The following is a 24,374-nucleotide window of genomic DNA, read 5'->3' as shown; positions in this document are numbered from 1 at the left end:
ATAACGATTAGTACATGTATATGACAAGAGACGAGCCTTTATGACACGGATAGAAGAATAGCTAGCGCAACATGAAGAACGATAAAAATTGGGACACCTAGTTTAAATGAAAGATGTTTTGTTTTATGATGAAATAGCTTCATCCCAAGATAGGAACCTATAGATCCTCCAATAATGATTGTTAACCATAACATTTTTTCAGAGATCCGCCATTGGTGCTTTCTTGCCTTTTGCTTATCTAAACCCATCAAGCCAAAGCCAAATACATTTATAATGAACCAACAAACATAATATAGACTAATTTCTTCCATTTGTTTCCCCTCACATATGTAAAAATGACCAAACCCTGCAAGAGCTTGGTCATTTTCTATCATTTACTTAAGTGCTGCTTTAGCTTTATCTGCTAATTGTGTAAACGCCTGCTCATCATTAATTGCAAGATCAGAAAGCATTTTACGATTCACTTCAATCCCAGCAACTTTTAATCCGTGCATTAATTTGCTGTAAGAAATATCATTCAAACGTGCAGCAGCATTAATACGTGCGATCCAAAGTTTACGGAATTCCCGTTTCTTTTGTTTACGGTCACGATATGCATACTGACCTGATTTCATTACTTGTTGTTTCGCTGTTTTAAATAGTGTTCTTTTTGAACCATAATAACCTTTTGCTAGTTTTAATACGCGTTTACGACGTCTGCGCGTAACTGTTCCACCTTTTACACGTGGCATATGTTTACCCTCCTAATACAAATCCAATTGTATCTCAAATTTAGTTTAGATTTTCATTTGTACATCTCTTATTTATAAGGAAGCATTTGTTCAATACGTTTGTAGTCACTTGAAGATACAAGTGCAGATTTACGTAATTTGCGTTTTTGCTTTTGTGATTTATGTGCAAACATGTGACTTGTATAAGCGTGTGAACGTTTCAACTTTCCTGAACCAGTTCGTTTAAAACGTTTTTGTGAACCTTTATGGGTTTTCATTTTAGGCATATAGTTTTCCTCCTAGAATTATTTTTCATTAACTGGAGCGAGCATCATAAACATATTACGACCTTCCATTTTCGCTTTAGACTCAATTGTGGAAATATCTTTTACTTCCTCAGCTAAGCGGTCTAAAACTTCCTGGCCAAGCTCCTTATGCGTAATTGCACGACCGCGAAAGCGAACCGATGCTTTTACTTTATCGCCTTTTTCAAGGAATTTTCTAGCGTTCTTTAATTTTGTATTAAAATCATGATCACCAATTCCTGGTGTAAAGCGTACTTCTTTGACATTAATGACTTTTTGTTTCTTACGTGCTTCTTTTTCTTTTTTCTGTTGCTCATAGCGGTATTTACCATAATCCATGATTCGACATACTGGTGGTTTTGCATTTGGAGCTACAAGAACTAAATCTAAGTTTCTAGTTGAAGCAATATCCAATGCTTCATTACGTGATTTCACTCCAAGCTGATCACCATTTGCGTCAATTAAGCGTACCTCTCTAGCACGAATTTTTTCATTAACGTTCATATCTTTGCTAATAGCCAGCCACCTCCATCATATTTTTAAAGCTGATAATCGTTGACAAGTTCTGTTTACATTAAAAAAGTGCCGGTACAATATGCACCCACACGTTCTCCATTTATCTATTCAAAGAAATTCGGTACCAGTCAACAGCAATATATGCGTCGAGCAGGTGAGAAGCGGGTGCTCCTACTTGTCTCAGATCATTAAGTTTTTATTCAACTTTTATAGAATAACATCCATCATTAAGTTCGTCAACCAAAATCTTTTTATTACCCTATTGCTTAACTATAATACCATACTTTCTGCTAAAAAACAAAATAATGGGGTCCGTCCCTTCACACGAATAATTAAAACATTCATGTGATAGAAGCAAGACCCCCTCTGAATTATTTTCGTAATGTTTTCTCTGCAATTTCTGTTCTAATCAATTGTTCAAACTCATCATATGGCATTGTTTCCGATTGTTTTTCACCATATCTTCTCACGTTAACTGCATTGTTATTTACTTCATCATCCCCTACAACTAAAGCAAACGGAATTTTTTGTGTTTGAGCTTCACGTATTTTATAGCCAATCTTCTCATCACGTTCATCCGCCTCAACACGTACTCCACCAAACTTTAGTTTATCGACAACTTTTTTGGCATAGTCTAAGTGTGCTTGTGGGGATACCGGAATAACTTTTGCTTGTACTGGTGCTAGCCATGTTGGAAATGCGCCTTTGTATTCTTCTAATAAAAAGGCAACAAATCGTTCCATTGTCGAAACAACCCCACGATGGATAACGACTGGGCGATGTTCTTTTCCGTCCTCACCGATATATGTTAGATCAAAGCGTTCTGGTAACTGGTAGTCAATCTGAACAGTTGATAATGTTTCATCTTTACCAATAGCTGTTTTCACTTGTACATCAAGCTTCGGACCATAAAATGCTGCCTCACCAATTGCTTCCACATAATCGACGCCCATTTCTTCCATGGTTTCTTTCAGCATTGATTGAGCTTTTTCCCACATTTCATCATTATCGATATATTTTTCTTTATCTTCGGGATCACGGTAGGACAGGCGGAAGTAATAGTCTTCAATTCCAAAGTCTTGATAAACCTTTTGTACAAGTTCAACAACACGGACGAACTCATCTTTCAACTGATCTGGCCGGGCAAAAATATGGGCATCATTTAATGTCATGGCGCGGACTCGTTGCAAACCTGCTAAAGCACCAGACATTTCGTAGCGATGCATCGTACCCAGCTCAGCAATTCGAACAGGCAAATTACGATAACTCCACAATTGATTTTTAAATACCATCATGTGATGCGGGCAATTCATGGGACGTAACACTAATTCCTCGTTATCCATTTCCATTACAGGGAACATATCATCCTGATAATGATCCCAATGTCCGCTTGTTTTATAAAGATCGACATTAGCAAGTACTGGTGTATATACATGGTCGTAACCTAATCGCTCTTCTAGATCAACGATATACCGTTCAACTGTGCGGCGAATCGTTGCGCCTTTCGGTAGCCATAGTGGTAATCCTTGACCAACCTTTTGTGAAACTGTAAATATCCCCAATTCTTTACCTAGCTTACGGTGATCACGTTCTTTTCGTTCTTCTAACACACGTAAATATTCATCAACTTGGCTTTGTTTTTCAAAAGCTGTGCCGTAAATCCGCTGAAGTTGTTGATTGTTACTATCCCCACGCCAATAAGCCCCAGAGATGCTTAATAGCTTAAACGCTTTAATCTTGCTAGTTGATGGGACATGGACGCCGCGACATAGATCGAAGAATTCCCCTTGCTTATAAATCGTCACTTGTTCATCTTCCGGAATGGCATCAATTAATTCAAGTTTTAGATCATCGCCAATTTCACGAAACATTTCTTTTGCCTCTTGCCTAGATACTTCAACTCGCTCAATTTCTAAATTCTCATCAACAATCCGTTTCATTTCTTTCTCGATTTTCGGAAGATCTTCAGGTGTTAAGGTATGTTCCATATCCATATCATAATAAAAACCTTCCTCAATTACTGGGCCAACACCAAAATTAACATTCTTATATAGACGTTTAATTGCTTGTGCCATCAAATGTGCTGCTGAATGTCGTTCAATTTCAATTCCTTCTTGATTTTTATACGTAATAATCTCCATTGTTCCACCTTGAGATAATTCACGCTTTAAATCATACAATTTACCATCTAACTTAATGGCTAACGCCTGTTTTTTTAATCCTGGAGAAATGGAACTAGCTATTTCTTCTCCAGTTGTTCCCACGGGAAATTTTTTCTCAGCTCCATCTGGAAAAATAATTGTCATTTCTGCTGCCATGATTATCGCTCCTTTTTATCGAATTAAAAAACGCCCATCCCTCTGCACATTTGCAAAGGGACGAGCGTTGGTCACGTGGTTCCACCCTAATTCCCGTAGTTACTACGGCTTCATAAATCTTTAACGCAGATGATACGCCACTATTTACTATAGTTCAATAGCAGAGTTCAAAGGTGGTAATCATTTGGTTGTATATTGGAAGCTTTCAGCCGTTTGACTTCCATTCTCTTCTTTATACAATAATCAAACGATCATATCCTTATCGTTACTGTTTCAGTGATAAATAATATATAAATTGTATTATAGCCTTTCAACAAAGGAAAATCAAGCCCTTTTTCATCGTTTTTTCGAATGAAATGAGAATGGAAAATTTTTAACTGGCTCAAAATCCACCTTTTCCTCAAAAACATTGATTACAGTTAATGTTTTTGGTTCTGACGGATGATCGCCATATATCTTTATTTTCCGTGGTGCCATCGCTACCAATGGTGCTAAATTCAATTCATCTTCATCAAGCCCAACAATATACAAAGGCTCTTTCTGCATTAATGTACGCAGTTCCATTTGAGAGAATCGTTTTCCATTTGCTCTAAAAAACGAAAATGTACTACCTTGTAAAACATGGACAACATGATGTGCCGACTCTTTCTTTGCGATATATTCACGCAACATATTTACAAATGCTTGATGATCTTCTTCTCGTTTAAATTCATCAATTGCAAGGCCTACATAATGGACTAATTGATCTTTGAAAACCTTCAAGCGGAACTTAACAATCGAATCATAATGGATTGTTGTCGTGTTTTTTATATTTGCAATGAATAAGGAGTTTAATAATTTACTCGGATCCTTGTTTTTTCTAACCTGTAGACTATCATCATCCTCGCCAGAAAAAATCCAATGTGTTAACTCCATAATGCGCTCGATCTCGTCTGTGCTCGTATAATAATAATAATCTTCAATAATGTGTTTTATCATTGCTTGTAACCGATGAATCAGAAAAACATCAGCCATTGCTTTTGCGATTGTTTCTATTGATTCATTGCCTGGTAAATGATATTCCAGTTGTAACTGATTCCCCCAATCTTTATCTGTTTTCCAATGCAACTCAATTTGTTTGTTATAACGAAATAAATGCTCGCAAAAACTGATTACTTCTTTGTCAGAACCAAAATAAACTTCCAGCAACAACATCACCCTCACCCAAGACCAAACTGTTACATTATATGGACAAATACTTAAAAAAATGTATGATCCAGATAAACTAGTAACAATAGCAAAAGTGTCGGCTGAAAACTTTGTAATAATAAAATAAGCTAACAAGAACGGTTGTACCATTCTCTGTTAGCTTTTGCAGTTAATCACGTCGATTCTCACCAAACATGGATACTTCTTTACTCACTTGCTTAATACGCTCAATAATTCTACCGGCTTTCACTTTTTCCACACCACCACGATTAGATATCGCTAGCTGCTCACCTAATTGCTTTATACTATAATTGGACGTAAAGAAGACAGGTAACCGTTCCATCATCCGATACTGTAAAATGGATCCCAAAATTTCATCCCGGAACCAGGCAGATTGTGTTTCAGCTCCAATGTCATCAAGCATAAGAACATCCGTTTTTTTGAAAAAGTCTATTTTCTTATTAATAGAGTCATCCTTGATTGAGCCTTTCATTTCTCTAACAAACTCCGGCATATAAATGAGCATCGATGAAATGTTTGCTTCCTTTAGTTTATTTGCTATCGCCCCAAGGAAGTACGTTTTCCCAACACCAAACGGACCGGAAAAATAGATCCCTTTTGCAGGTACACCCGCGTGTATTTGATCTAAAAAATTACTTGTTTCGCGGATTGCGTCTTTTCTCGCTAGATCAAACTCGATATTTTCATATGCAGCATCAAGAATTTCTTTAGGCATGTATAAGCTCTGGATCAGATTTTGCTGATCTTTTTGCTTTTCATGTGCTACAAGTCTATAGCATTTTTCATAAGATAGATGTATTTCATTGTTTTCCACTGCCAAAATCGGCGAATATCCTTTAATCATATTGATACATTTATCAAAAGATGGACATCTGTCACATTGCTTAGATTGTGTTTTACTTTCATACAGTTTCATAAGATTTTTATTAATTTCTTTCGTTGTTAACTGGGGATTTAGTGCAATAAATTCCTTGATTTCTGGATCTGCAAGAACCTCCTGCTTAATTCTGGAATAGTTTTCTTGAAAATTTTGGTTATTCTGCAGCCATTTCTTTAAACTTGATTGAATCGGTTCCACTAACATCATCCTTGCAAATGATTATTTTTGTTGCTATTTGAATGTTTGCGTAGAAGTGCTAAAATTTCTTCTTTTTCTTTTTCATCATCAACTTGGTTCATATTCTCTTTTTGTTTTACCGGTTTTGCCTGCTTGTCTTCCCGCTCTTTAAACCAATCGGGGACGACCTCATTTGAAACGGGTTTTCGATAATTTTGCTTTTTGGAGTATCCTGTTTGGTATTTATTTTTCTCTTTCTTGGCAAATGCCATCGCTTCTTTTGCTGTTCTCAAATTTGCCCGTGACCAATGACTAGCAATCTTTTCTAAGTATGCTTTTGATAATTTCATGTTCGATTGAAGTAAAACATAATGAATGAGCACATTCATGACTGGTGATGGTAAACCTTGTGTCGTCATAATTTCACTAATTATCTTCAAATCCTGTGCTGATGCATGATTTCCGCTTGATAAATCCTCTAGTAATTGCTTTGGTGATATTGTCTCTAGCTCATGAACTAGTTGTTCTTCCTTTGTAGCTGGTTTACTATTTGCTTGATTTTCTATTGGTTGATTTAATTTGTCCGTTAATTTTACAACGGCTTGATTATGTTTTGTTTTAAACAAGTCGTGACATGCACCCTTAAATTCATCAACATCTAACCGGTTTTCGTCTGTTAAAGCCCACATTACAGCTTTTTCTACTTCATGTTCTGCTAAATCATACAATACCATCATCTGTGATATCAATTTTCGATTTACAGCCGTTAAGATATATTTTTCTGGAATCATGCGTTGCTTGAGCATTTGCTTCATCCAGGTAAAATCGAGTTGTACTTCATCTTCATTATAAGAAGCTTCGGACTTTACATGGTCAACAGGTTGAAAATGTGGTTGAAATGTTTGAAAGACATCATTAAATGAAGCAGTTATATTTTCGCCGTTTTGTTTTGCCGGCTGCTTAAAATAGTGACCTCTTAACACATGATACTTATCTTCTCCAAGGTGATGATACAATAGCTGAGTAAGCATGGGATCTTTGAAAAAATCACTTGGTGAAAATGGTTGTAAAAGTTCATACGTAAAATAATCATTTTCGTCTGTTTGATGTTTATAAGTCTTTAAGAGCCCAATTCCCTCTAGCTTTCGTCTTGCTCGATAAATATCGTCTAACGGTAAATCTAAATAATTCATTAATGTATGATGAGTTTGTGGCTCATGATCTTGTTGCAACTCTATTTCATGCAGAAGTGTCTGGTACAACATGACAGCAGTTATCCCAATCAGAGGTTGGTATAAATGGGTTAATGATTTTGCATACCCTTCCGGCAAATCCCCTTTTTGCAAAACAATATACCCTTCAATAGGCAAAATCTTTCCAATAAAACTCAATCCTCTCACCTCTATAAACAGACAAATAGAAAAGCTCCAAGTCGCTTTTCTATTTGTCTGTCTTAATTAAATCTTTTAGTTCATCTAAGAAAACACTTATATCTTTGAATTGGCGATAGACAGAAGCAAAGCGCACATATGCTACTTCATCAACTTTTGAAAGCCGGTCCATAACCATTTCTCCAATATCATTACTAGGAATTTCAGAAACCCCTGAGTGACGCAATTCTCTTTCCACTTCAATTGCAATACCCTCGATTTTCTCTAGTGGTACCGGTCGCTTTTCGCATGCCTTGATTAATCCACGAATTAGCTTTTCCCTACTAAATTCTTGTCTTGCTCCGTCCTTTTTCACAACAATTAATGGAACTTCCTCAATTCGTTCAAATGTCGTAAAACGAAATCCACACTGTTCGCACTCTCTGCGCCTGCGAATAGATTGCCCTTCCTCGATTGGTCGCGAATCTAAAACCTTGGTACTTTTATTTTGGCAATTTGAACACCGCATCTAGTTCAACCTCATTTCGATAGACCTATTCTCATAATTTATTCGATTAATGGAAATATTTCATTAAACTCATTATATAATCGTTGAATTAATCTTGAACTATATGCAAAATCAAAAGGCAATAAAGACTCTGTTGTAACGGAGAAATCAATGGCAGTCTGATAAGGTCTAACCATAATGATCGTCACAACAATAAACGCTTTTTTCCCTTTTACTACTGATACACTTAATTCTCCATGCTCTTTAGAGACTGCGTTAATTTTAAAAGCGTCAGATTGCATAAAAAATTGTTCAACCGTATCCAATCCTTTATCTTTCGTCGTTTTATAATAATGGGTTTGTAGTAATGAATCCCAATGGTTTTCACTTGTTTCTGCATGATTGTTAAAATATTTAACTACTCTCTGTTTAAATGACATCATTACACCCCATTTTAAACGATAACGTATCACTTAGAAATTCTATATTACCTTTTATTTTAACATGTTTTATGAAAATCGACTATCAAAAATCATAAATAAAAAGTTGATCACACATCAGGATGATCAACCCTATTTTATAAATCAGTATTATTTTGTACAAAGCAGCGAAATTGATTTACCTTAACAGGACCCATTCCACGCGAAATTTCCAATTTTTCATATGTTTTTGCTTCCAACGATTCAACAATATGAAGTACTGCAACATTTGGGTCAATAATGCTACCACATGTATAGACGTCAATACTTGCATAACCATGTTCCGGAAAACTATGAATGGTTAAGTGTGACTCAGAGATAATCACAGCCCCACTTACACCATGAGGCGCAAATTTATGAAAAGTAACTTCGCGAATCTCTGCTCCTGCTTTTAATGCTGCATCAACAAAAATTTGTTCAATAAGACCCATGTCATTTAATTTATCAATATTGCATTCCCATAATTCAGCAATTACATGCCTACCCATTGTATCCATAATTAATTTTCCCCTCAAAACATATATGGTTAAAAAGACTCCTATATGTTATAAACATCCTGCCACGGGGGATCGTTAGTCCAAAAAGGTCCTAATCCTTAAGCAAATGTTTAACATTTCATAATTTCATAGAAGTTTATGAAGAAGTATAAACTGTTTCAAGGGTTTTTGCAATGAAGAAAGCAAAGGAAAATCAGTACTATGACTGAATTTCCTTTGCCACTACATTCACTAAATAATTAAGAGATTTTTACTTGTTCCTGTTGCAAACAGCTCCCGATGAATTTTGTTAAATCGATCACCCGATGTGAATAACCCCACTCGTTGTCATACCAGGCTAATACTTTCACCTTATTATCTTCCATTACCATTGTGGTTAATCCATCAATAATTGCAGAATAATCGGTTGTTGTATAATCAATTGAAACAAGTGGTTCTTCACTGTATTTTAGGATTCCTTTAAGTTCATTTTCGGCTACTTGTTTAAACACATGATTTATATCTTCAATTGTCACCGATCGTTTAACATCTACAACCAAATCAACTAATGACACATCAGGTGTAGGTACTCGCAATGCCATCCCATGTAATTTTCCATTTAAATGCGGTAATACTTCACCTAACGCCTTCGCTGCCCCTGTTGATGTTGGTATAATCGATTGTGTGCACCCTCTTGCTCTACGTAAATCTTTATGTGGATTGTCAATGTTTTTTTGATCGTTGGTAAACGCATGAACCGTTGTCATCAAACCATTCTTAATACCAAAGTGATCATCTAATACTTTTACAACAGGCGCTAGACAGTTTGTTGTACAAGATGCATTGGAAATAATATGATCTTCTGCCGGGTTATAAGTGTCTTGATTAACACCCATTACAATCGTTTTATCTACCTGTTTACCAGGGGCAGTGATAACTACTTTTTTAGCTCCTGCCTGTAAATGCAATCCTGCTCCTTGTTTGGAATTAAATTTTCCAGTTGCTTCAACTACGATGTCAATGGCAAAATCATTCCATGGAAGTGTTTCTGGTTCTCGAGAATTGACAAGTAATACTTCTTTCCCATCGACTTCAAGCATATTATGAAGCGCTTTCACTTCCCCGTCAAAAATTCCGTGAACACTGTCATACTTAATTAAATGGGCAAGTGTTTCTGGAGGATAATTTGCATTAATCGCAACAACATCTAATTGGTTATCCTTAATCGCCTGACGGAAAACCATCCGCCCAATACGACCAAATCCATTAATAGCAATTCGTGTTTTATTCATTTGTAGTCCTCCTATATATGTTATACTCTTTTTATCAATTGTTACAAATAGTATAACACATTAATCGAAGAATGTGCTTATTAAATTTAATTGTTTTTGACTACCTTCTAAACGATTGTTGTTTTACACAATAGATATATAATGCGAAATAAGTGCTATGGTGATTTCGCATAGATTGTCGCTATCCGCCCCGCAGCCCGTATACACTTCGCTTTCCGGGGGGGCGGCTGGAGAGCCTCCTCGTGCTAACGCACTGCGGGGTCTCACCTATGCCTCTCATCCCCCAGGAGTCTACGTGTATACGGGCTGCTTGTGAGTGAAAATTTATGCTTTAAAACTTCCTTGACAAGCATCAAAATAATTGAATTAAGATGACAAAATACAACACCAGTGAAGGAAAACACGAAGACTCCTGCGGGAAAGCGAAGACGATGAGACCCCGCAGTGAACGGTTTTCTCACGAGGAGGCTCAGCGCGAGCCCGCGGAAAGCGAAGTGTTTTTCCGGAACGGTAGTCCATCATCTCAATTTGTGTCGCATTTTATATCAACTACGAAATAAAAAAGCAACAAACATTACGATATTAAAAAAGCTCAGGCTACGGGACCTGAGCTTTTCCAGTTATATCGCGTTCCATTCACTTAAAAATTTCTCTAATTGTTCATAAGACTGGTACTTTGTTCCATTGTTATCAATTACCGCATCAGCCATCGCGGCTTTTTTTGACACTGGAATTTGTGACTCAATTCGCTGCCTTGCTTCTTCTTCTGAATAATGGTTACGATTCATTAACCGTTCTAACTGAACATGCTCATCAACATATACAACCAACGTTTTATCAACGTAATGGGTTAATTTACTTTCAAAAAGTAATGGTATATCAAGAACAACACACGTTGCACCTGCTTCTACAAATCCGTCTCTTCTCTGCAACATCTTTTCTCGGACGGCAGGATGAACAATATTATTTAACAGTTTTCGTTTTCCTTCATCCGCAAAAATAATAGAACCCAATTTCTCTCGATCAATAGTTTTATCATCACGTAACACATCTTGTCCAAACATCTCCACTATTTGGTTATACGCTTTTTCTCCAGGGTTCACGACTTCTCGAGATAGTTTATCTGCATCAACTACTGGAATATTATGGTCATCGAACATTAGAGAAACAGTACTTTTTCCGCTCGCAATACTCCCAGTTAAACCGATGATTAGCGCCATTTCATCATCTCCTTACTATTTTTGACATGACATACAAAGATGTGTTCCTCTGCCACCGATTTTCATTTTGACGATCGGTTTGCCACATTTCTTGCATGCCCGGTTTTCCTGACCATATACAAATAACTCTTGTTGAAACATTCCCATTTCACCTTGTCCGTTTACATATGAACGGATCGTTGTACCACCTTGAGCAACTGCTTCTTTCAAGGTTGCAATCGATGCTATTTGGATTGTTGATACTTCTTTTTTGCTTAATTTACTCGCTTTTTTCAGCGGATGGACCCCTGCTTTAAACAGTGTTTCATCAACGTAGATATTACCCAGTCCTGCAACGATTGTTTGGTCCAACAATACAGATTTAATAACACGGTCCGTTTTCTTTAATTTGTTATAAAAATAGTCAAATGTGAAACGCTCATCAAATGGATCTGGTCCTAATTGATTAAGTGGTTTCTGGTCAAACTCTTCCCCTTTAAGAAAAACATGCATCGTTCCAAATTTACGAACGTCATTATAATGCAGCTCTGTATCATCTGAGAAGCTAAAGATGACATGTGTATGTTTTGTTAAAGGTTCAGTTTTTTGATGGACACTGTATTTCCCCTCCATACGTAAATGAGAAACAAGGACATAATCATCTAACTGGAAAAGCAAAAACTTTCCCTTACGAGTTATATCGTGAATCGTCTGACCCTGTAAAATAAGTTTAAATTGCTCTACGTCATCAGGTTGTTTCACGATATTTGGCCACAAGACGGATACATATTCAATTGTTTTCCCCATTACTAATCGTTTTAATGTATTTTTAACTGTTTCTACCTCTGGTAATTCTGGCATGTCGTCTTTTCCCCTTACTATTTTGCATCAAACCAGCTTTTTCCATATTCATACTCTACTTTCAGTGGTACATCAAGTTCAACGGTATTTTCCATGACAGCTGGTACAATATTCTTTAGCTTTTCTACTTCATCTTTAGGTGCTTCAAGAATGAGTTCATCATGTACTTGTAGTAGCATTCTTGCAGTTAACTTTTCGTCAATTAACCTTTCGTGTAGGTCTATCATAGCTTTTTTAATAATATCTGCTGCACTTCCCTGTATTGGCGTATTCATAGCTGTTCGTTCCGCAAATCTCCGTTTATTAAAATTTCGACTTGTAATTTCCGGCAAATATCTTCTGCGATTCATTAATGTTGTTACATAGCCTTTATGTTTCGCGTCCTGAACAATTTCATCCATGTATTTGCGAACACCTGGATAACTATCCAAATAGCGTTCAATAAACTGTTTAGCCTCTTTCCTGGTAATTCCTAGGCTTTGTGAAAGTCCGAAGTCACTAATACCATATACAATGCCAAAGTTTACCGCTTTTGCATGACGTCGCATATTTGCGGTTATTTCGTCTTTTCCGGCATGAAACACTTCCATCGCTGTTTGTGTATGGATGTCCGTATTATGCTGAAACGCATCAATCAATTTTTCATCTTTCGCAATGTGGGCTAAAACACGCAGCTCAATTTGCGAATAATCAGCAGCAAACATGATCCAATCCTCTTTTATGGGTACAAAAGCTTGACGAATTTTTCTTCCTTCTTCTAAACGAATGGGAATGTTTTGCAGGTTAGGGTCAATTGAACTTAATCGTCCTGTTTGGGTTAGAGCTTGATTGAATCGTGTATGAATTTTATGGGAATCCTTATCGACAACTTTCAATAGTCCTTCCACATATGTTGATTGCAATTTACCCAATTGTCGATATAGCAACAGTTTAGGAATGATCTCATGCTCGTCCCTTAATTGTTCTAATACATCTGCAGCGGTCGAGTAGCCTGTTTTCGTCTTTTTAATTACGGGCAGTCCAAGCTTTTCAAATAGAATTGGTCCGAGCTGTTTAGGTGAATTTAAATTAAATGTTTCACCTGCAAGTTCATACACTTTGTTTTCGATGTCATGTAATCGTTGTTTTAATTCAATCCCCATATTTTCAAGACGTTTTACATCTACTAAAACACCAGTATGCTCCATTTCTCCAAGGATGATAGCAAGTGGCATTTCTAGTTCCCTAAACAATTCATATTGCTCATTTTGCTTCAACTGCTTTTCCATGTCCGCTTTGATCGCAAATAAAAGATTTGTTTTTCGAACAACATGGTCTGCGAGCTTTTCTTGCTCAGGTACTTTAAGTTTTGCACCTTTTCCATAGACCTCTTCATCAAATAAAATCGATTGATTCCCCATTCGATGCCCAATCGCTGGTATGTCATGATGATTCTCTGCTGGATTTAGTAAATAGGAAGCAAGCAACATATCAAATGTGATTCCCTTTATTTCCATATCAAGATTCAATAATGCTACTAATGTTTTTTTCGCATCAAATACATACTTTTTCTTTGCTGGATCTTCTGCCCATTCTTTGAATACTTTCGATTGTGCTGCTATTTCTGTTGGAACAAAATATGCTTGCTTATCATTAACGATTCCGATTCCTTCAACTGGCGCCTGATGGTAGTTGTCACTAAGCATTTCTACAACGATCGCTTCTTCACCTGTAAAACTATCCGGTGTTAATTCATCGACTACCGTATAATCAATAGCAGTCAATTCTACAGCTTGTTCGGTTACTTCATCTGCTTCCCCTGTCAGTCTATTTAATAAAGACTGAAATCCCAAATCCTTAAACATAGCACTGACTTTGTTCTGTTCGTAGCCATCATAAACAATGTCGTTAACTGTTACATCGATCGGTGAATCACGGTTAATCGTAACAAGCTCCTTACTCATAAAAGCTTCTTCTTGATGATTAGTTAAATTCTCTTTCAACTTTTTACCACTAATCTCGTCAATATGATTGTACACTTCTTCTAACGTCTTATATTGTTTCACTAGCTTTGTTGCTGTTTTTTGTCCAACACCTGGTACTCCTGGGATATTATCGGAATTATCCCCCATCAATGCCTTTAGATCAATAATCTGATCTGGTGTCACTTCCATTTTTTCCATCATAAATGTTGGTGTAAAGGATTCGACATCACTAATCCCTTTTTTCGTTAAATTTACGGTTACATTATCTGAAACGAGTTGCAATAAATCTTTATCACCCGAGATCACCGTGACGTCCCAATCTTCCTCATTGCCTTTTTTTGATAAAGTTCCGATAATATCATCTGCCTCATATTGGTCAAGTTCATAATGAGAAATATGGAAGACATCGAGTAGTTCTTTTAGGATTGGAAACTGTTCCGACAATTCTGGTGGTGTTTTCTGTCTCCCGCCTTTATACTCTTTATATGTTTTGTGGCGAAATGTCGTTTTCCCTGCATCAAATGCCACAAGCATGTGTGTAGGCTTTTCGTCTTCTAAAATTTTTAATAACATTGTTGTAAAACCATAAACCGCGTTCGTATAAACACCTTTATCGTTATTTAGTAATGGCAATGCAAAAAAAGCGCGATAAATAATACTGTTTCCATCAATTAGTACTAGTTTTTTTGACACACTACTGCCTCCTCTGTCCAGTTATATATTTGCAAATTTTATCTGCGTTTTTGTAATTCATTTACCTGGTTCTCCAATTTACGGATTCGTTTTTGTAAGTTATAAACAATCGGTAAATATGCAATGATGATGATAATTATTATTCCGATTCCATTTATCTCCATGTCCTGAGTGACTCCTCTCATGTAACATGCACTATTTATTTCATTATACCAGTTTCGCTAAGCTTTTTAATGTAAAAAGGCTAACTTTATTTCCGTAGTAAAGTTAGCCTTAAGTTATTTTTTAGGAATATAAACATCAAAGGTTGTACCCTTATTTAGCTCACTAGCTGCTTTTATCTCACCATTGTGAACTTCTACAATGTGCTTCACAATGGCTAGCCCTAACCCAGTTCCCCCAGTATTCCGACTTCGAGCTTTATCAACACGGTAAAAGCGTTCAAATATTCGTGGTATCGCGTCCTGTGGAATACCTATACCAGTATCTGCAACAGAAATTCGAATATGTTCTTCACCTTCACTTATCATAAAAGATATCTTCCCATGTTCTGATGTATAGCTGATCGCATTAGCCAAAAGATTAAGAATCACCTGCTTGATGCGATCTTCATCAGCCATAATTGCCAATCCTTCTGCTAGAGAAACGGTTAATTGGATTTGTTTTCTTTCCGCTTGTTGTTTAATCATTGGAAGAACCTTGTGAGCTAGTTCTTCCATATTTACTTCTGTAACATGTAAACGGAATTCATCTTTTTCCAACTTTGATAGTGTTAACAAATCCTCAATTAATACTTGCAGCCGCTTACTTTCCTCAAAGATAATACCTAAAAAGTTTTCACGCGTTGCAGCATCATTTGCCGCACCATCCAATAATGTTTCAGCAAATCCCTTGATCGAGGTAATCGGCGTTTTTAGTTCATGGGAGACATTTGCTACAAAATCTTTGCGCATGATCTCCAATTTTTTTAATTCTGTAATATCGTAAAAAACGAGTACAGATCCTTTTAACATCTTCTTTTCATTAAAGATAGGTGCACCAACTATTTCGATATACTTTTTGTCTAAGCCCTTTATTTGCGTAAATGACACTTTGACGGTTTCCTCATATAGATACGTTTGTTGAACAGTCTGATGAATCTTTTCATTCTCTAATACATCATAATATAAGTAACCAACGTAATCACGTGATGTTCCGCCAAACATTGATATAAATTTCCGATTCACAAGGTGTACATAGCCTTTTTCATCAATTAAAACTAAACCACTTTGCGTGTTATCAATAACAGTAAATAATTGTTTCTCTTGCATTTCTTCCTGAATAGAGAGTTCGCTAAGGTTTCGAGCTAAAATGTTTATTTTACTGCTCAGCTCACCAACACTGCCAACTGCCGGATGATGAATACGCGCACGGTAATTTCCTTTTACAAGTTCATCAACCGTTCTTGTAGCTTTCTTAATTGGCTTCATATATTTTTCGAAAACATGTAGTAATATAATAACTAAAACAATAAATTCAATGATTAAAACAGAGAATAAAATAATATATGCATTTGTTAATTGGCTAATTACTGCACCAGTGGCAATGACAAGCAATAAAATACCAATCATATATGTACGAAGTGGTTTACTAAATAGTGCACGCACGTTTAACTCGGCCCCTCCATTTTATAACCAAGTCCCCGAACTGTTTTCAGGTACATTGGACGTTTTGTATCTGGCTCAATTTTTTCCCGCAGATGGCTGACATGTACATCAACAATTCGTGTATCCCCTGCATAGTCGTAATTCCAGACGGCACTTAATAATTGGTCCCTTGATAATACTTTTCCTCTGTGATTGGCCAAATAATGCAAAAGCTCAAATTCTTTACGAGTAAAGGTTAACACCCGATCATGCATTTCAGCCTCATATCGCTCGGGAAAAATTGTAAGATCCCCAATCCGGATAAACCTATGATGGGCGGCTGGTCCTATTCTAGTCCTTCTCAATATCGCATTTATCCTGGCAATTACTTCTTTAGGGCTAAACGGTTTTGTTAAATAATCATCTGCACCTAACTCCAAGCCAGCTATTTTATCTGACTCGTCATCTTTGGCTGTCAACATTAAAATAGGTGTATCTATTTTATTTTGCCTTAAATACTCACAAACCTCCATCCCATCCATTTTGGGAAGCATCAGATCAAGCACAATCAGGTCAAAGGCTTGCTGTTTTACTTTTTCGATTGCAGCCAATCCATCGAAAGCAACCTCAGTTTGAAATCCCGCCTGTTCAATATTAAATTTTAATAACGTAACAATTGATTTTTCATCATCAACAATCAGAATAGTTTGCTTCATATCATTGCCCCCATTTTAATGAACAACCCGTGATATGTTTATCTTACATGGAAGTGTTGATTATGTGAATAGCTAAGATCGTAAAGAATTTTTTACAAAGGCATAAGCTATAAAAAATATCACATAGAAAAAGGCTGCTCCGAGTATAGGAAGCAGCCTCAAACAATTCATTATGATTTAGTCCATATTTTTAATTAATTCATTACCAAATTCAGAGCATTTGACTTCTTTTGCACCATCCATTAGACGAGCAAAGTCATACGTAACAACTTTAGATGCAATTGTTTTATCCATAGCTTTTGCGATTAAATCTGCTGCTTCTCTCCATTCTAAATGCTCTAGCATTAACACTGCAGAAAGAATAACAGATGATGGATTTACTTTGTCCATTCCAGCATATTTTGGTGCTGTACCATGTGTTGCTTCAAAAATGGCATGTCCAGTATCATAGTTAATATTTGCTCCTGGTGCAATGCCAATGCCACCAACTTGTGCTGCCAATGCGTCAGAAATATAATCACCGTTCAAGTTCATTGTTGCTACAACGTCAAATTCTTTTGGACGAGTTAAAATTTGTTGTAAGAAAATATCAGCAATCGCATCTTTTACGATGATCTTACCTGCAGAAACAGCCTCATCTTGTGCTTTATTAGCTGCATCTTTACCGTCTTTTTCAACAATGCGATCATACTCTGCCCATGTGAACACTTTGTCACTGAATTCCTGTTCAGCAACTTCATATCCCCACGCCTTAAAAGCACCTTCTGTAAATTTCATGATGTTACCTTTATGAACAAGTGTAACACTTTTGCGCCCTTCGTTTAGTGCATACTGAATACTAGCGCGCACTAGACGTTTTGTACCTTCTTCAGACACAGGCTTAACACCAATACCAGAAGTCTCTGGGAAGCGGATATTATGTACATCCATTTCATTTTCAAGGAAATCAATTACTTTTTTCACTTCAGGGGATCCTTTTTGCCATTCAATACCAGCATAAATGTCCTCTGTGTTTTCACGGAAAATAACCATGTCCACATCTTCAGGACGTTTAACCGGTGATGGTACACCGTCGAAATAGCGAACTGGACGCAAGCATGTAAATAAATCCAATTCTTGACGTAATGCAACGTTTAAAGAACGAATTCCTCCGCCAATTGGAGTTGTAAGTGGTCCCTTAATTGCAATTTTATACTCATCAATTGTTTTAAGTGTTTCGTTTGGCAACCATTCACCTGTTTTATCGAATGCTTTTTGACCTGCATATACTTCAGTCCATTCGATTGATTTTGTATCATTATATGCTTTTTTAACTGCAGCTTCGATAACTTTACGTGCAGCAGCCCAAATATCCGGACCAATTCCATCTCCTTCAATAAATGGGATAATCGGACGATCTGGAACGTTCATTTTTCCATTCTCAACTGTGATTTTTTCTCCTTGTGACATAACATTTACCTCCTAGTTCATCTTGTACAACTACATTCTATCATATTTCGTTCATACGTGATAATAGCCGGCAACACACCGGCTACTTTATGCCATAAAAAATACTTAAATAGACCTTTGCTGTTTAAAACGTCTTTATTCTGTTAAAAATGTTATTTACGATTTTCAATTGCTACATAGTCTTGTGTCTTTGGTCCAACATATTCAGCACGTGGACGGATCAAGCGGTTATTTGCATATTGTTCCAAAATATGTGCTAACCAGCCGGAAACACGGCTTGTGGCAAAAATTGGTGTGAATAGATCGTGGTCAATTCCTAAACTGTGATAAACAGATGCTGAATAGAAGTCAACGTTAGCAGGAAGACCTTTATTTTCTTTGATGTATTCTTCAATTTTAACCGACATGTTATACCATTTCGGTTGACCTGTTATCTTCGTTAGTTCTTCTGACATTTTCTTTAAATGTTTCGCACGTGGATCGCCACTGCGGTATACACGGTGACCCATACCCATGATTTTTTCCTTATTCGCAATTTTCTCTTTAATATATGGAATCGCATTTTCTTCTTCGCCAATTTCCGTTAACATTTTCATTACACGTTCATTGGCTCCACCATGAAGCGGGCCTTTAAGTGCTCCGATTGCTGCAGTAACACCAGAATAAACATCTGATAATGTTGCGACACAGACACGTGCAGTAAATGTTGATGCATTTAATTCATGATCAGCATGTAGCACAAGTGCCTTATTTACTGCCTCTACTTCAATGTCTTTTGCTTCTTCACCATTCATCATATAAAGAAAATTAGCAGCGTAACCTAATTCTTTTTTCGGTTTAACCGGATCTTTTCCTTGACGAATACGTGCAAAGGCTGCAACAATTGTAGCCATTTTTGCTTGCAGACGAACTGCTTTTCGTTTATTTGCAGCTTCTTCCATTACATCTGCTTCTTCGTCATACAACCCTAAAATGGATACAGCTGTTCTTAATGCTGCCATGGGATGAACAGTGGATAGATCATAAGAGCGTAAATGTTCAATAACTGCTTCTGGAAGCTCCATATTTTCAGCAAGATCTGCTTTAAATGCATTCAATTCCGTTTTAGTTGGTAGTTTTAAATTCCATAATAAATAAACCACTTCTTCAAAACTGGAATTCTCTGCTAGATCATCAATTCTATAACCAACATATGTAAGTTGATCATCAATAATAGAACTAATTGACGATTGAGTTGCTACAACCCCTTCAAGCCCTTTAGTTGTTGTCATAACAAACCCTCTCCTTTTCTATAATTTACTCATTCGCTTATGACAAATCGTTATAAAATATGTTTTACAATATTTCTTATAAAAATACAACATTGTCATCCCCATGAACAATTATAAAGTAATCTGAAAGCAATGTGAATCGAAAGCGATTAAATTCAGCAATATTTTTCACGAAACGTTCACTTTTTAACTAAATACCGGGTAAATATCCATTTGTTTACAACTGTTAATCAGATTCACTGACACATAACCTCTTTCATACGTCTAATTCCCGGTATTAATTCATAAGTAAATAAGTACAAGGTTTAAACGAATTGACGTTGTAATGAGGTGAAAGAATGTACAAGCAACTCACTTTTCAACTATTAAGATCCCTGTTTGTCTTAGCTATTATCCTATCTATCATTTTCTTTCTAAAATACACTTTTATGTATCTTTATCCAATTTTCCTTGCCACCCTATTTTCATTTATGATTAACCCTGCAGTCACATTTTTAGAAAGGAAATTAAAATTCCCGCGGACATTAGCTGCAGTAACCATTATCATATCCGTATTTGCTTTCGTTCTTGGTAGTATTATTTTATTAATTACGGAATTTATCCAAGGAACAACATATTTAGCGGAAGTTATCCCAACCCACTTCAAGGCGTTAGTTCATTATGGAGAGCAATTTATGGAATCAAAGATATTGCCGGTTTATCATAAAGTCATTTCATTTTTCCATACATTAGACCCATCTCAGCAGAAAACCATTCAGCTTAATTTAGAGCAAATCACTAATAAAATTGCCACATCCGGTACAGTGTTTTTAAACAATATTTTGTTAAAAATCCCTGTTGCTCTAAGTGTAATACCTAATTCTTTCGTTGTGTTAACGTTTATTATTTTGGCTACATTTTTCCTGACAAAGGATTGGTCAGCGCTACAAAAAACATGCACAAACCTTATTCCTACTTCTGCAAATGAATCAATCAAACACATTTGGAGACATTTAAAGAGAGCATTATTTGGCTTCGCTAAAGCACAAATAATACTCATAAGTTTAACTGCACTAATTATTTTTATTGGGTTACGGATACTTGATGTTGACCACGCACTAACGATTGCTTTAATCACTGCTGTTGTTGATTTATTTCCATATATTGGAACTGGGATCATTTTTATTCCATGGATTGTCTATAATTTTCTTGTTTCAAATTATATGATGACCATTAGCATATCAATTCTTTATATGATCATTATTATTGGGCGGCAAATTCTGGAGCCAAAATTATTATCAACATCCCTTGGGGTCAGTCCACTCTCCGTACTTATTGCCGTTTTCCTTGGCATGCAAATATGGGGATTTTTCGGATTATTACTAGCACCAATACTGTTAGTTTTGTTAAATGTGCTCTATCAATCCGGCGTTTTTAATCAGTTATGGTATTTTATCAAAGGTTAAATTACCATTTACGGTAAATAATCGTTCCTTTGTTCATTTTGTTCTTTATGAACCGTTGCAACCAACTTCTGAAAGGGATTCTTGTCCAGGGCAATACGAGCAGAAAGCCGATTGTATCTGTTATAAATCCAGGTGAAAACAAAAACACAGCACCAACAAAAATACATATACCGTCAATAATTTCTGCGGTTGGTGCATGCCCTTGGGTCATTAGCTGTCTAGCACGCATCCATGTCTCTGTTCCTTGTTGTTTAGCGATAGTCACACCAACAATACCTGTTAAAAGAATTAGAAAGACAACCCACCACGGTCCAATAATGCCACCTGCCCAAACGAACACACCAATTTCGAGTGCAGGGATAATTAATAGTGCAAGTAATAACCAGCGCATATTGCTCATCCTTTCATTTTTAAAAGAGGCTATTTCTAAAAGATTGGGACTGCGATTGCCCCATCGAAATCATTTGTTGTTTGTTACACATTAGATATAAAATGCGATATAGAATGCGACACAGTGAAAATTCCCTTTTGTAACATTGATGATGGAATGCCTGAATTCCGCTCCGGCAGAATACTTCGCTTTCCGCGGGCACGGCTTCAGCCTCCTCGGAAGAAAACCACTTCCTGCGGGGTCTTCAGACTCGTGCTGTTCCCGCAGGAGTCTACGTATTCTGCCTCCGCTGGTAGTGTGGTGCTCTGATATCGACAGGGGAAAAGCCATGGATTCTAACGTTACACGGACTTTTCCTCCCTTGAACAGAAATTCACTTAAGCAATAGCTGAATGTAATGAGTTTATTAAATCACGACACCAGTGGAGGAAATACACGTAGACTCCAGCGGGAGGAAAGGCCTAGGTGAGACCCCGCAGTGCGTTAGCACGAGGAGGCTCTCCAGCCGCCCGCGGAAAGCGAAGTGTATTTCCGGAACGGCGGGAGAGCAATTTCCTAGCTGTGTCGCATTTTCTATCACTACGAAATTAATAAGCAACAAACGTTACGAAAAAAACCTTAAAAAAGTTGGCTGCTAAACCTATAAGTTGATAGTACTATATTCTCTAGTGAAAAAAATGAAGGGATAATTCCCTTCATTTTTTTATTATACTTCATACTATAATGAAAAAGATCTTCGTTTATAATACACTCGCATGTCCTTTATAAATGTCACCTTTTGCAGAGTCCATTGTAATATCTTCTCCATCTTTTAGTAAATCAAAGACATTTTCCACACCAACAATTACAGGGATGCCCAGGCTTAATCCGACCACTGCAGCATGAGAAGTTAATCCACCTTCTTGTGTGATGATTCCACCAGCTTTCTCTATCGCTGGCATCATGTCTCGATCCGTTCCATATGTGACAATAATATTACCTTCATCAACGTTCGCTAAAGCTTCATTTGCATTTTTTGCGACCGTGACTTTTCCATATGCACTTCGTCGGCCAATTCCTTGTCCCTTGGCAGCTACATCACCAATCACATGGATTTTCATTAAGTTTGTTGTACCAGATTCGCCTACAGGTACACCTGCTGTAATAATTACTCTACTACCACGCTCAAATAATTTCGTTTGTAGCCCACGATCAATTGCAACATCAAGCATTTCATCAGTGGAGTTTGCCTTACCACCCATAATAGCATGCACGCCCCAAACTAATGCTAATTGCCTGTTAACGTGCTCGGAAAATGTGACTGCAACGATCGGCGCTTTTGGTCGGTATTTAGAGATCATCCGTGCTGTATGACCACTTTCTGTCGGTGTAATGATTGCACTAACCGATAAGTTCATTGCCGTATGTGTTACCGATTGACTGATCGCATCTGTTATCGTCATATCAACTGATTTAGATCGATTGGCTAAAATCACCTTATGATCTAATGCTGTTTCAGCCTTTCGGGCAATATTGTTCATGGTTGCTACGGATTCTACCGGATAATGACCTGCTGCTGTTTCTCCAGAAAGCATAATCGCATCCGTTCCATCAAAGATTGCATTGGCAACATCTGACGCCTCGGCACGTGTAGGACGCGGATTACGCTGCATCGAATCAAGCATTTGTGTCGCCGTGATAACAACTTTACCAGCAGTGTTACATTTATGAATCAATTCTTTTTGTACGAGTGGTACATCTTCAGCAGGAATTTCCACACCTAAATCACCACGGGCAACCATAATCCCATCACTAACTTCCAAGATATCATCAATATTATCGACGCCTTCTTGGTTCTCAATTTTAGGGATAATTTGAATGTGTGTTGCATTGTGTTTTTCCAGTAATTCTTTTATTTCAAATACATCAGAGGGACGGCGAACAAATGAAGCAGCAATGAAATCGATACCCTCTTGGATACCAAATTCAATATCTTTTGCATCCTTTTCTGTAATCCCAGGTAATTTGACCTGAACATTAGGTACATTGACACCTTTTTTGTTTTTTATAGTTCCAGAATTAAGTGCTTTTGTTTTAAGTTCATTTTTGGTCGTATCGATTTCCATCACTTCTAATTCAATTAGTCCATCATCTAATAGAATCGTTGATCCTTTATGGACATCGTTAATTAAACCCGGATACGTAATTGAAAAGCGATCAGCCGTACCTTCAACTTCTTCCATCGAAACATATACACTATTTCCTTGGACTATTTCGGCTTCACCGTTCACGAAATTTCCCGTTCTAATTTCCGGACCTTTTGTATCTAAAAGGATCGCAACAGTTTGTCCTGTTTTCTCCGCAGCTTCTCTAATGTTTTTAATCCGATTTCCATGTTCAGCAAAATCGCCATGGGAAAAATTCAACCGTGCAACATTCATTCCTGATTCGATCAATTTCTCCAGTGTTTCTACTGATTCTGATGCAGGTCCAATCGTACATACGATTTTTGTTTTTCTCATTTTACTTCCTCCATTATTC

The 24,374-nt window shown here is 36.9% G+C and carries 23 protein-coding genes and 1 other annotated feature; of the genes, 1 reads left to right on the top strand and 22 read right to left on the bottom strand.

Annotation, left to right across the window (positions count from 1 at the left end):
• Positions 1–38: 38 nt before the first annotated feature.
• The 20 genes from C8270_RS11430 to citZ all read right to left on the bottom strand — a co-directional run bounded on the left by C8270_RS11430 (position 39) and on the right by citZ (position 20,018).
• On the bottom strand, positions 39–374 hold the full coding sequence (locus C8270_RS11430; protein WP_442785801.1) for a DUF1294 domain-containing protein: 336 nt from the start codon (positions 372–374) through the stop codon (positions 39–41).
• Complete coding sequence (gene rplT, locus C8270_RS11425) at positions 375–731, bottom strand: 50S ribosomal protein L20 (protein ID WP_106496953.1); 357 nt, start codon at positions 729–731, stop codon at positions 375–377. It lies immediately after the preceding gene.
• A 68-nt stretch (positions 732–799) separates the two neighbouring features.
• Entirely contained in the window at positions 800–997 is a 198-nt protein-coding gene (gene rpmI, locus C8270_RS11420; protein WP_106496952.1) for a 50S ribosomal protein L35, read from the bottom strand.
• 18 nt (positions 998–1,015) lie between these two features.
• Positions 1,016–1,519 carry a translation initiation factor IF-3 gene (infC, locus tag C8270_RS11415; protein WP_106496951.1) on the bottom strand — a complete coding sequence of 168 codons (504 nt, stop codon included), beginning with the start codon at positions 1,517–1,519 and terminating at the stop codon, positions 1,016–1,018.
• A gap of 66 nt (positions 1,520–1,585) precedes the next feature.
• Positions 1,586–1,714: a sequence feature (ribosomal protein L20 leader region), on the bottom strand.
• A 188-nt stretch (positions 1,715–1,902) separates the two neighbouring features.
• Complete coding sequence (thrS, locus tag C8270_RS11410; RefSeq protein WP_106496950.1) at positions 1,903–3,849, bottom strand: threonine--tRNA ligase; 1,947 nt, start codon at positions 3,847–3,849, stop codon at positions 1,903–1,905.
• 336 nt (positions 3,850–4,185) lie between these two features.
• Positions 4,186–5,187: a putative sporulation protein YtxC gene (gene ytxC, locus C8270_RS11405; RefSeq protein ID WP_234028549.1), complete on the bottom strand. Its 1,002-nt coding sequence runs from the start codon at positions 5,185–5,187 to the stop codon at positions 4,186–4,188.
• A gap of 19 nt (positions 5,188–5,206) precedes the next feature.
• Positions 5,207–6,136: a primosomal protein DnaI gene (dnaI, locus tag C8270_RS11400; RefSeq protein ID WP_106496949.1), complete on the bottom strand. Its 930-nt coding sequence runs from the start codon at positions 6,134–6,136 to the stop codon at positions 5,207–5,209.
• Between the two features lie 5 nt (positions 6,137–6,141).
• The gene (locus C8270_RS11395) at positions 6,142–7,506 is read right to left on the bottom strand and encodes a replication initiation and membrane attachment family protein (protein ID WP_199794674.1); all 1,365 of its coding nucleotides are present in this window, start codon (positions 7,504–7,506) and stop codon (positions 6,142–6,144) included.
• A 49-nt stretch (positions 7,507–7,555) separates the two neighbouring features.
• Positions 7,556–8,014, bottom strand: a complete 459-nt coding sequence (nrdR, locus tag C8270_RS11390; RefSeq protein WP_106496948.1) for a transcriptional regulator NrdR — start codon at positions 8,012–8,014, stop codon at positions 7,556–7,558.
• 38 nt (positions 8,015–8,052) lie between these two features.
• Positions 8,053–8,433, bottom strand: a complete 381-nt coding sequence (locus C8270_RS11385; protein WP_106496947.1) for a cytosolic protein — start codon at positions 8,431–8,433, stop codon at positions 8,053–8,055.
• 137 nt (positions 8,434–8,570) lie between these two features.
• Complete coding sequence (speD, locus tag C8270_RS11380) at positions 8,571–8,969, bottom strand: adenosylmethionine decarboxylase (protein ID WP_106496946.1); 399 nt, start codon at positions 8,967–8,969, stop codon at positions 8,571–8,573.
• A gap of 239 nt (positions 8,970–9,208) precedes the next feature.
• Positions 9,209–10,240, bottom strand: a complete 1,032-nt coding sequence (locus C8270_RS11375) for a glyceraldehyde-3-phosphate dehydrogenase (protein ID WP_106496945.1) — start codon at positions 10,238–10,240, stop codon at positions 9,209–9,211.
• 620 nt (positions 10,241–10,860) lie between these two features.
• A complete protein-coding gene (coaE, locus tag C8270_RS11370) occupies positions 10,861–11,460 on the bottom strand; it encodes a dephospho-CoA kinase (RefSeq protein ID WP_106496944.1) in 600 nt (199 codons plus the stop codon).
• Between the two features lie 15 nt (positions 11,461–11,475).
• Positions 11,476–12,300 (bottom strand): DNA-formamidopyrimidine glycosylase, encoded by an 825-nt coding sequence (mutM, locus tag C8270_RS11365; protein ID WP_106496943.1) that lies wholly within the window; start codon positions 12,298–12,300, stop codon positions 11,476–11,478.
• A 17-nt stretch (positions 12,301–12,317) separates the two neighbouring features.
• Positions 12,318–14,957, bottom strand: a complete 2,640-nt coding sequence (polA, locus tag C8270_RS11360; RefSeq protein ID WP_106496942.1) for a DNA polymerase I — start codon at positions 14,955–14,957, stop codon at positions 12,318–12,320.
• Between the two features lie 38 nt (positions 14,958–14,995).
• Complete coding sequence (locus tag C8270_RS20685) at positions 14,996–15,121, bottom strand: hypothetical protein (protein WP_267894848.1); 126 nt, start codon at positions 15,119–15,121, stop codon at positions 14,996–14,998.
• Positions 15,122–15,235: 114 nt separating this feature from the next.
• Positions 15,236–16,603, bottom strand: a complete 1,368-nt coding sequence (gene pnpS / locus C8270_RS11355) for a two-component system histidine kinase PnpS (RefSeq protein ID WP_106496941.1) — start codon at positions 16,601–16,603, stop codon at positions 15,236–15,238.
• Between the two features lie 2 nt (positions 16,604–16,605).
• Positions 16,606–17,298 (bottom strand): response regulator transcription factor, encoded by a 693-nt coding sequence (locus C8270_RS11350; protein WP_106496940.1) that lies wholly within the window; start codon positions 17,296–17,298, stop codon positions 16,606–16,608.
• A gap of 177 nt (positions 17,299–17,475) precedes the next feature.
• A complete protein-coding gene (icd, locus tag C8270_RS11345) occupies positions 17,476–18,747 on the bottom strand; it encodes an NADP-dependent isocitrate dehydrogenase (RefSeq protein WP_106496939.1) in 1,272 nt (423 codons plus the stop codon).
• A gap of 152 nt (positions 18,748–18,899) precedes the next feature.
• Positions 18,900–20,018, bottom strand: a complete 1,119-nt coding sequence (gene citZ, locus C8270_RS11340; protein WP_106496938.1) for a citrate synthase — start codon at positions 20,016–20,018, stop codon at positions 18,900–18,902.
• A gap of 338 nt (positions 20,019–20,356) precedes the next feature.
• Between citZ and ytvI the strand changes: the two genes are divergently transcribed.
• Entirely contained in the window at positions 20,357–21,463 is a 1,107-nt protein-coding gene (gene ytvI / locus C8270_RS11335) for a sporulation integral membrane protein YtvI (RefSeq protein ID WP_106496937.1), read from the top strand.
• A gap of 1 nt (position 21,464) precedes the next feature.
• Here ytvI and C8270_RS11330 read toward each other — a convergent pair whose 3' ends face one another.
• Both C8270_RS11330 and pyk read right to left on the bottom strand, forming a co-directional pair.
• Positions 21,465–21,854: an FxsA family protein gene (locus tag C8270_RS11330; RefSeq protein ID WP_106496936.1), complete on the bottom strand. Its 390-nt coding sequence runs from the start codon at positions 21,852–21,854 to the stop codon at positions 21,465–21,467.
• Positions 21,855–22,594: 740 nt separating this feature from the next.
• On the bottom strand, positions 22,595–24,355 hold the full coding sequence (gene pyk / locus C8270_RS11325) for a pyruvate kinase (protein ID WP_106496935.1): 1,761 nt from the start codon (positions 24,353–24,355) through the stop codon (positions 22,595–22,597).
• Between the last annotated feature and the right edge of the window lie 19 nt (positions 24,356–24,374).

It is taken from the genome of Lentibacillus sp. Marseille-P4043 (assembly GCF_900258515.1).
Classification (GTDB): domain Bacteria; phylum Bacillota; class Bacilli; order Bacillales; family Amphibacillaceae; genus Lentibacillus_C.
The sequence above is the reverse complement of the archived record's forward strand: the minus strand, read 5'-3'. Positions and strand labels throughout refer to the sequence as shown.

Bases quoted from the DNA above. Each gene is read 5' to 3' on its own strand.
- thrS (WP_106496950.1), bottom strand. From the start codon at position 3,849: ATGGCAGCAGAAATGACAATTATTTTTCCAGATGGAGCTGAGAAAAAA.
- citZ (WP_106496938.1), bottom strand. From the start codon at position 20,018: ATGACAACAACTAAAGGGCTTGAAGGGGTTGTAGCAACTCAATCGTCA.
- C8270_RS11430 (WP_442785801.1), bottom strand. From the start codon at position 374: ATGATAGAAAATGACCAAGCTCTTGCAGGGTTTGGTCATTTTTACATA.
- icd (WP_106496939.1), bottom strand. From the start codon at position 18,747: ATGTCACAAGGAGAAAAAATCACAGTTGAGAATGGAAAAATGAACGTT.
- C8270_RS11350 (WP_106496940.1), bottom strand. From the start codon at position 17,298: ATGAAGCAAACTATTCTGATTGTTGATGATGAAAAATCAATTGTTACG.
- ytxC (WP_234028549.1), bottom strand. From the start codon at position 5,187: ATGGTACAACCGTTCTTGTTAGCTTATTTTATTATTACAAAGTTTTCA.
- infC (WP_106496951.1), bottom strand. From the start codon at position 1,519: ATGAACGTTAATGAAAAAATTCGTGCTAGAGAGGTACGCTTAATTGAC.
- nrdR (WP_106496948.1), bottom strand. From the start codon at position 8,014: ATGCGGTGTTCAAATTGCCAAAATAAAAGTACCAAGGTTTTAGATTCG.
- C8270_RS11385 (WP_106496947.1), bottom strand. From the start codon at position 8,433: ATGTCATTTAAACAGAGAGTAGTTAAATATTTTAACAATCATGCAGAA.
- C8270_RS20685 (WP_267894848.1), bottom strand. From the start codon at position 15,121: ATGGAGATAAATGGAATCGGAATAATAATTATCATCATCATTGCATAT.
- rpmI (WP_106496952.1), bottom strand. From the start codon at position 997: ATGCCTAAAATGAAAACCCATAAAGGTTCACAAAAACGTTTTAAACGA.
- ytvI (WP_106496937.1), top strand. From the start codon at position 20,357: ATGTACAAGCAACTCACTTTTCAACTATTAAGATCCCTGTTTGTCTTA.
- coaE (WP_106496944.1), bottom strand. From the start codon at position 11,460: ATGGCGCTAATCATCGGTTTAACTGGGAGTATTGCGAGCGGAAAAAGT.
- pyk (WP_106496935.1), bottom strand. From the start codon at position 24,355: ATGAGAAAAACAAAAATCGTATGTACGATTGGACCTGCATCAGAATCA.
- C8270_RS11330 (WP_106496936.1), bottom strand. From the start codon at position 21,854: ATGCGCTGGTTATTACTTGCACTATTAATTATCCCTGCACTCGAAATT.
- rplT (WP_106496953.1), bottom strand. From the start codon at position 731: ATGCCACGTGTAAAAGGTGGAACAGTTACGCGCAGACGTCGTAAACGC.
- C8270_RS11375 (WP_106496945.1), bottom strand. From the start codon at position 10,240: ATGAATAAAACACGAATTGCTATTAATGGATTTGGTCGTATTGGGCGG.
- mutM (WP_106496943.1), bottom strand. From the start codon at position 12,300: ATGCCAGAATTACCAGAGGTAGAAACAGTTAAAAATACATTAAAACGA.
- speD (WP_106496946.1), bottom strand. From the start codon at position 8,969: ATGGATACAATGGGTAGGCATGTAATTGCTGAATTATGGGAATGCAAT.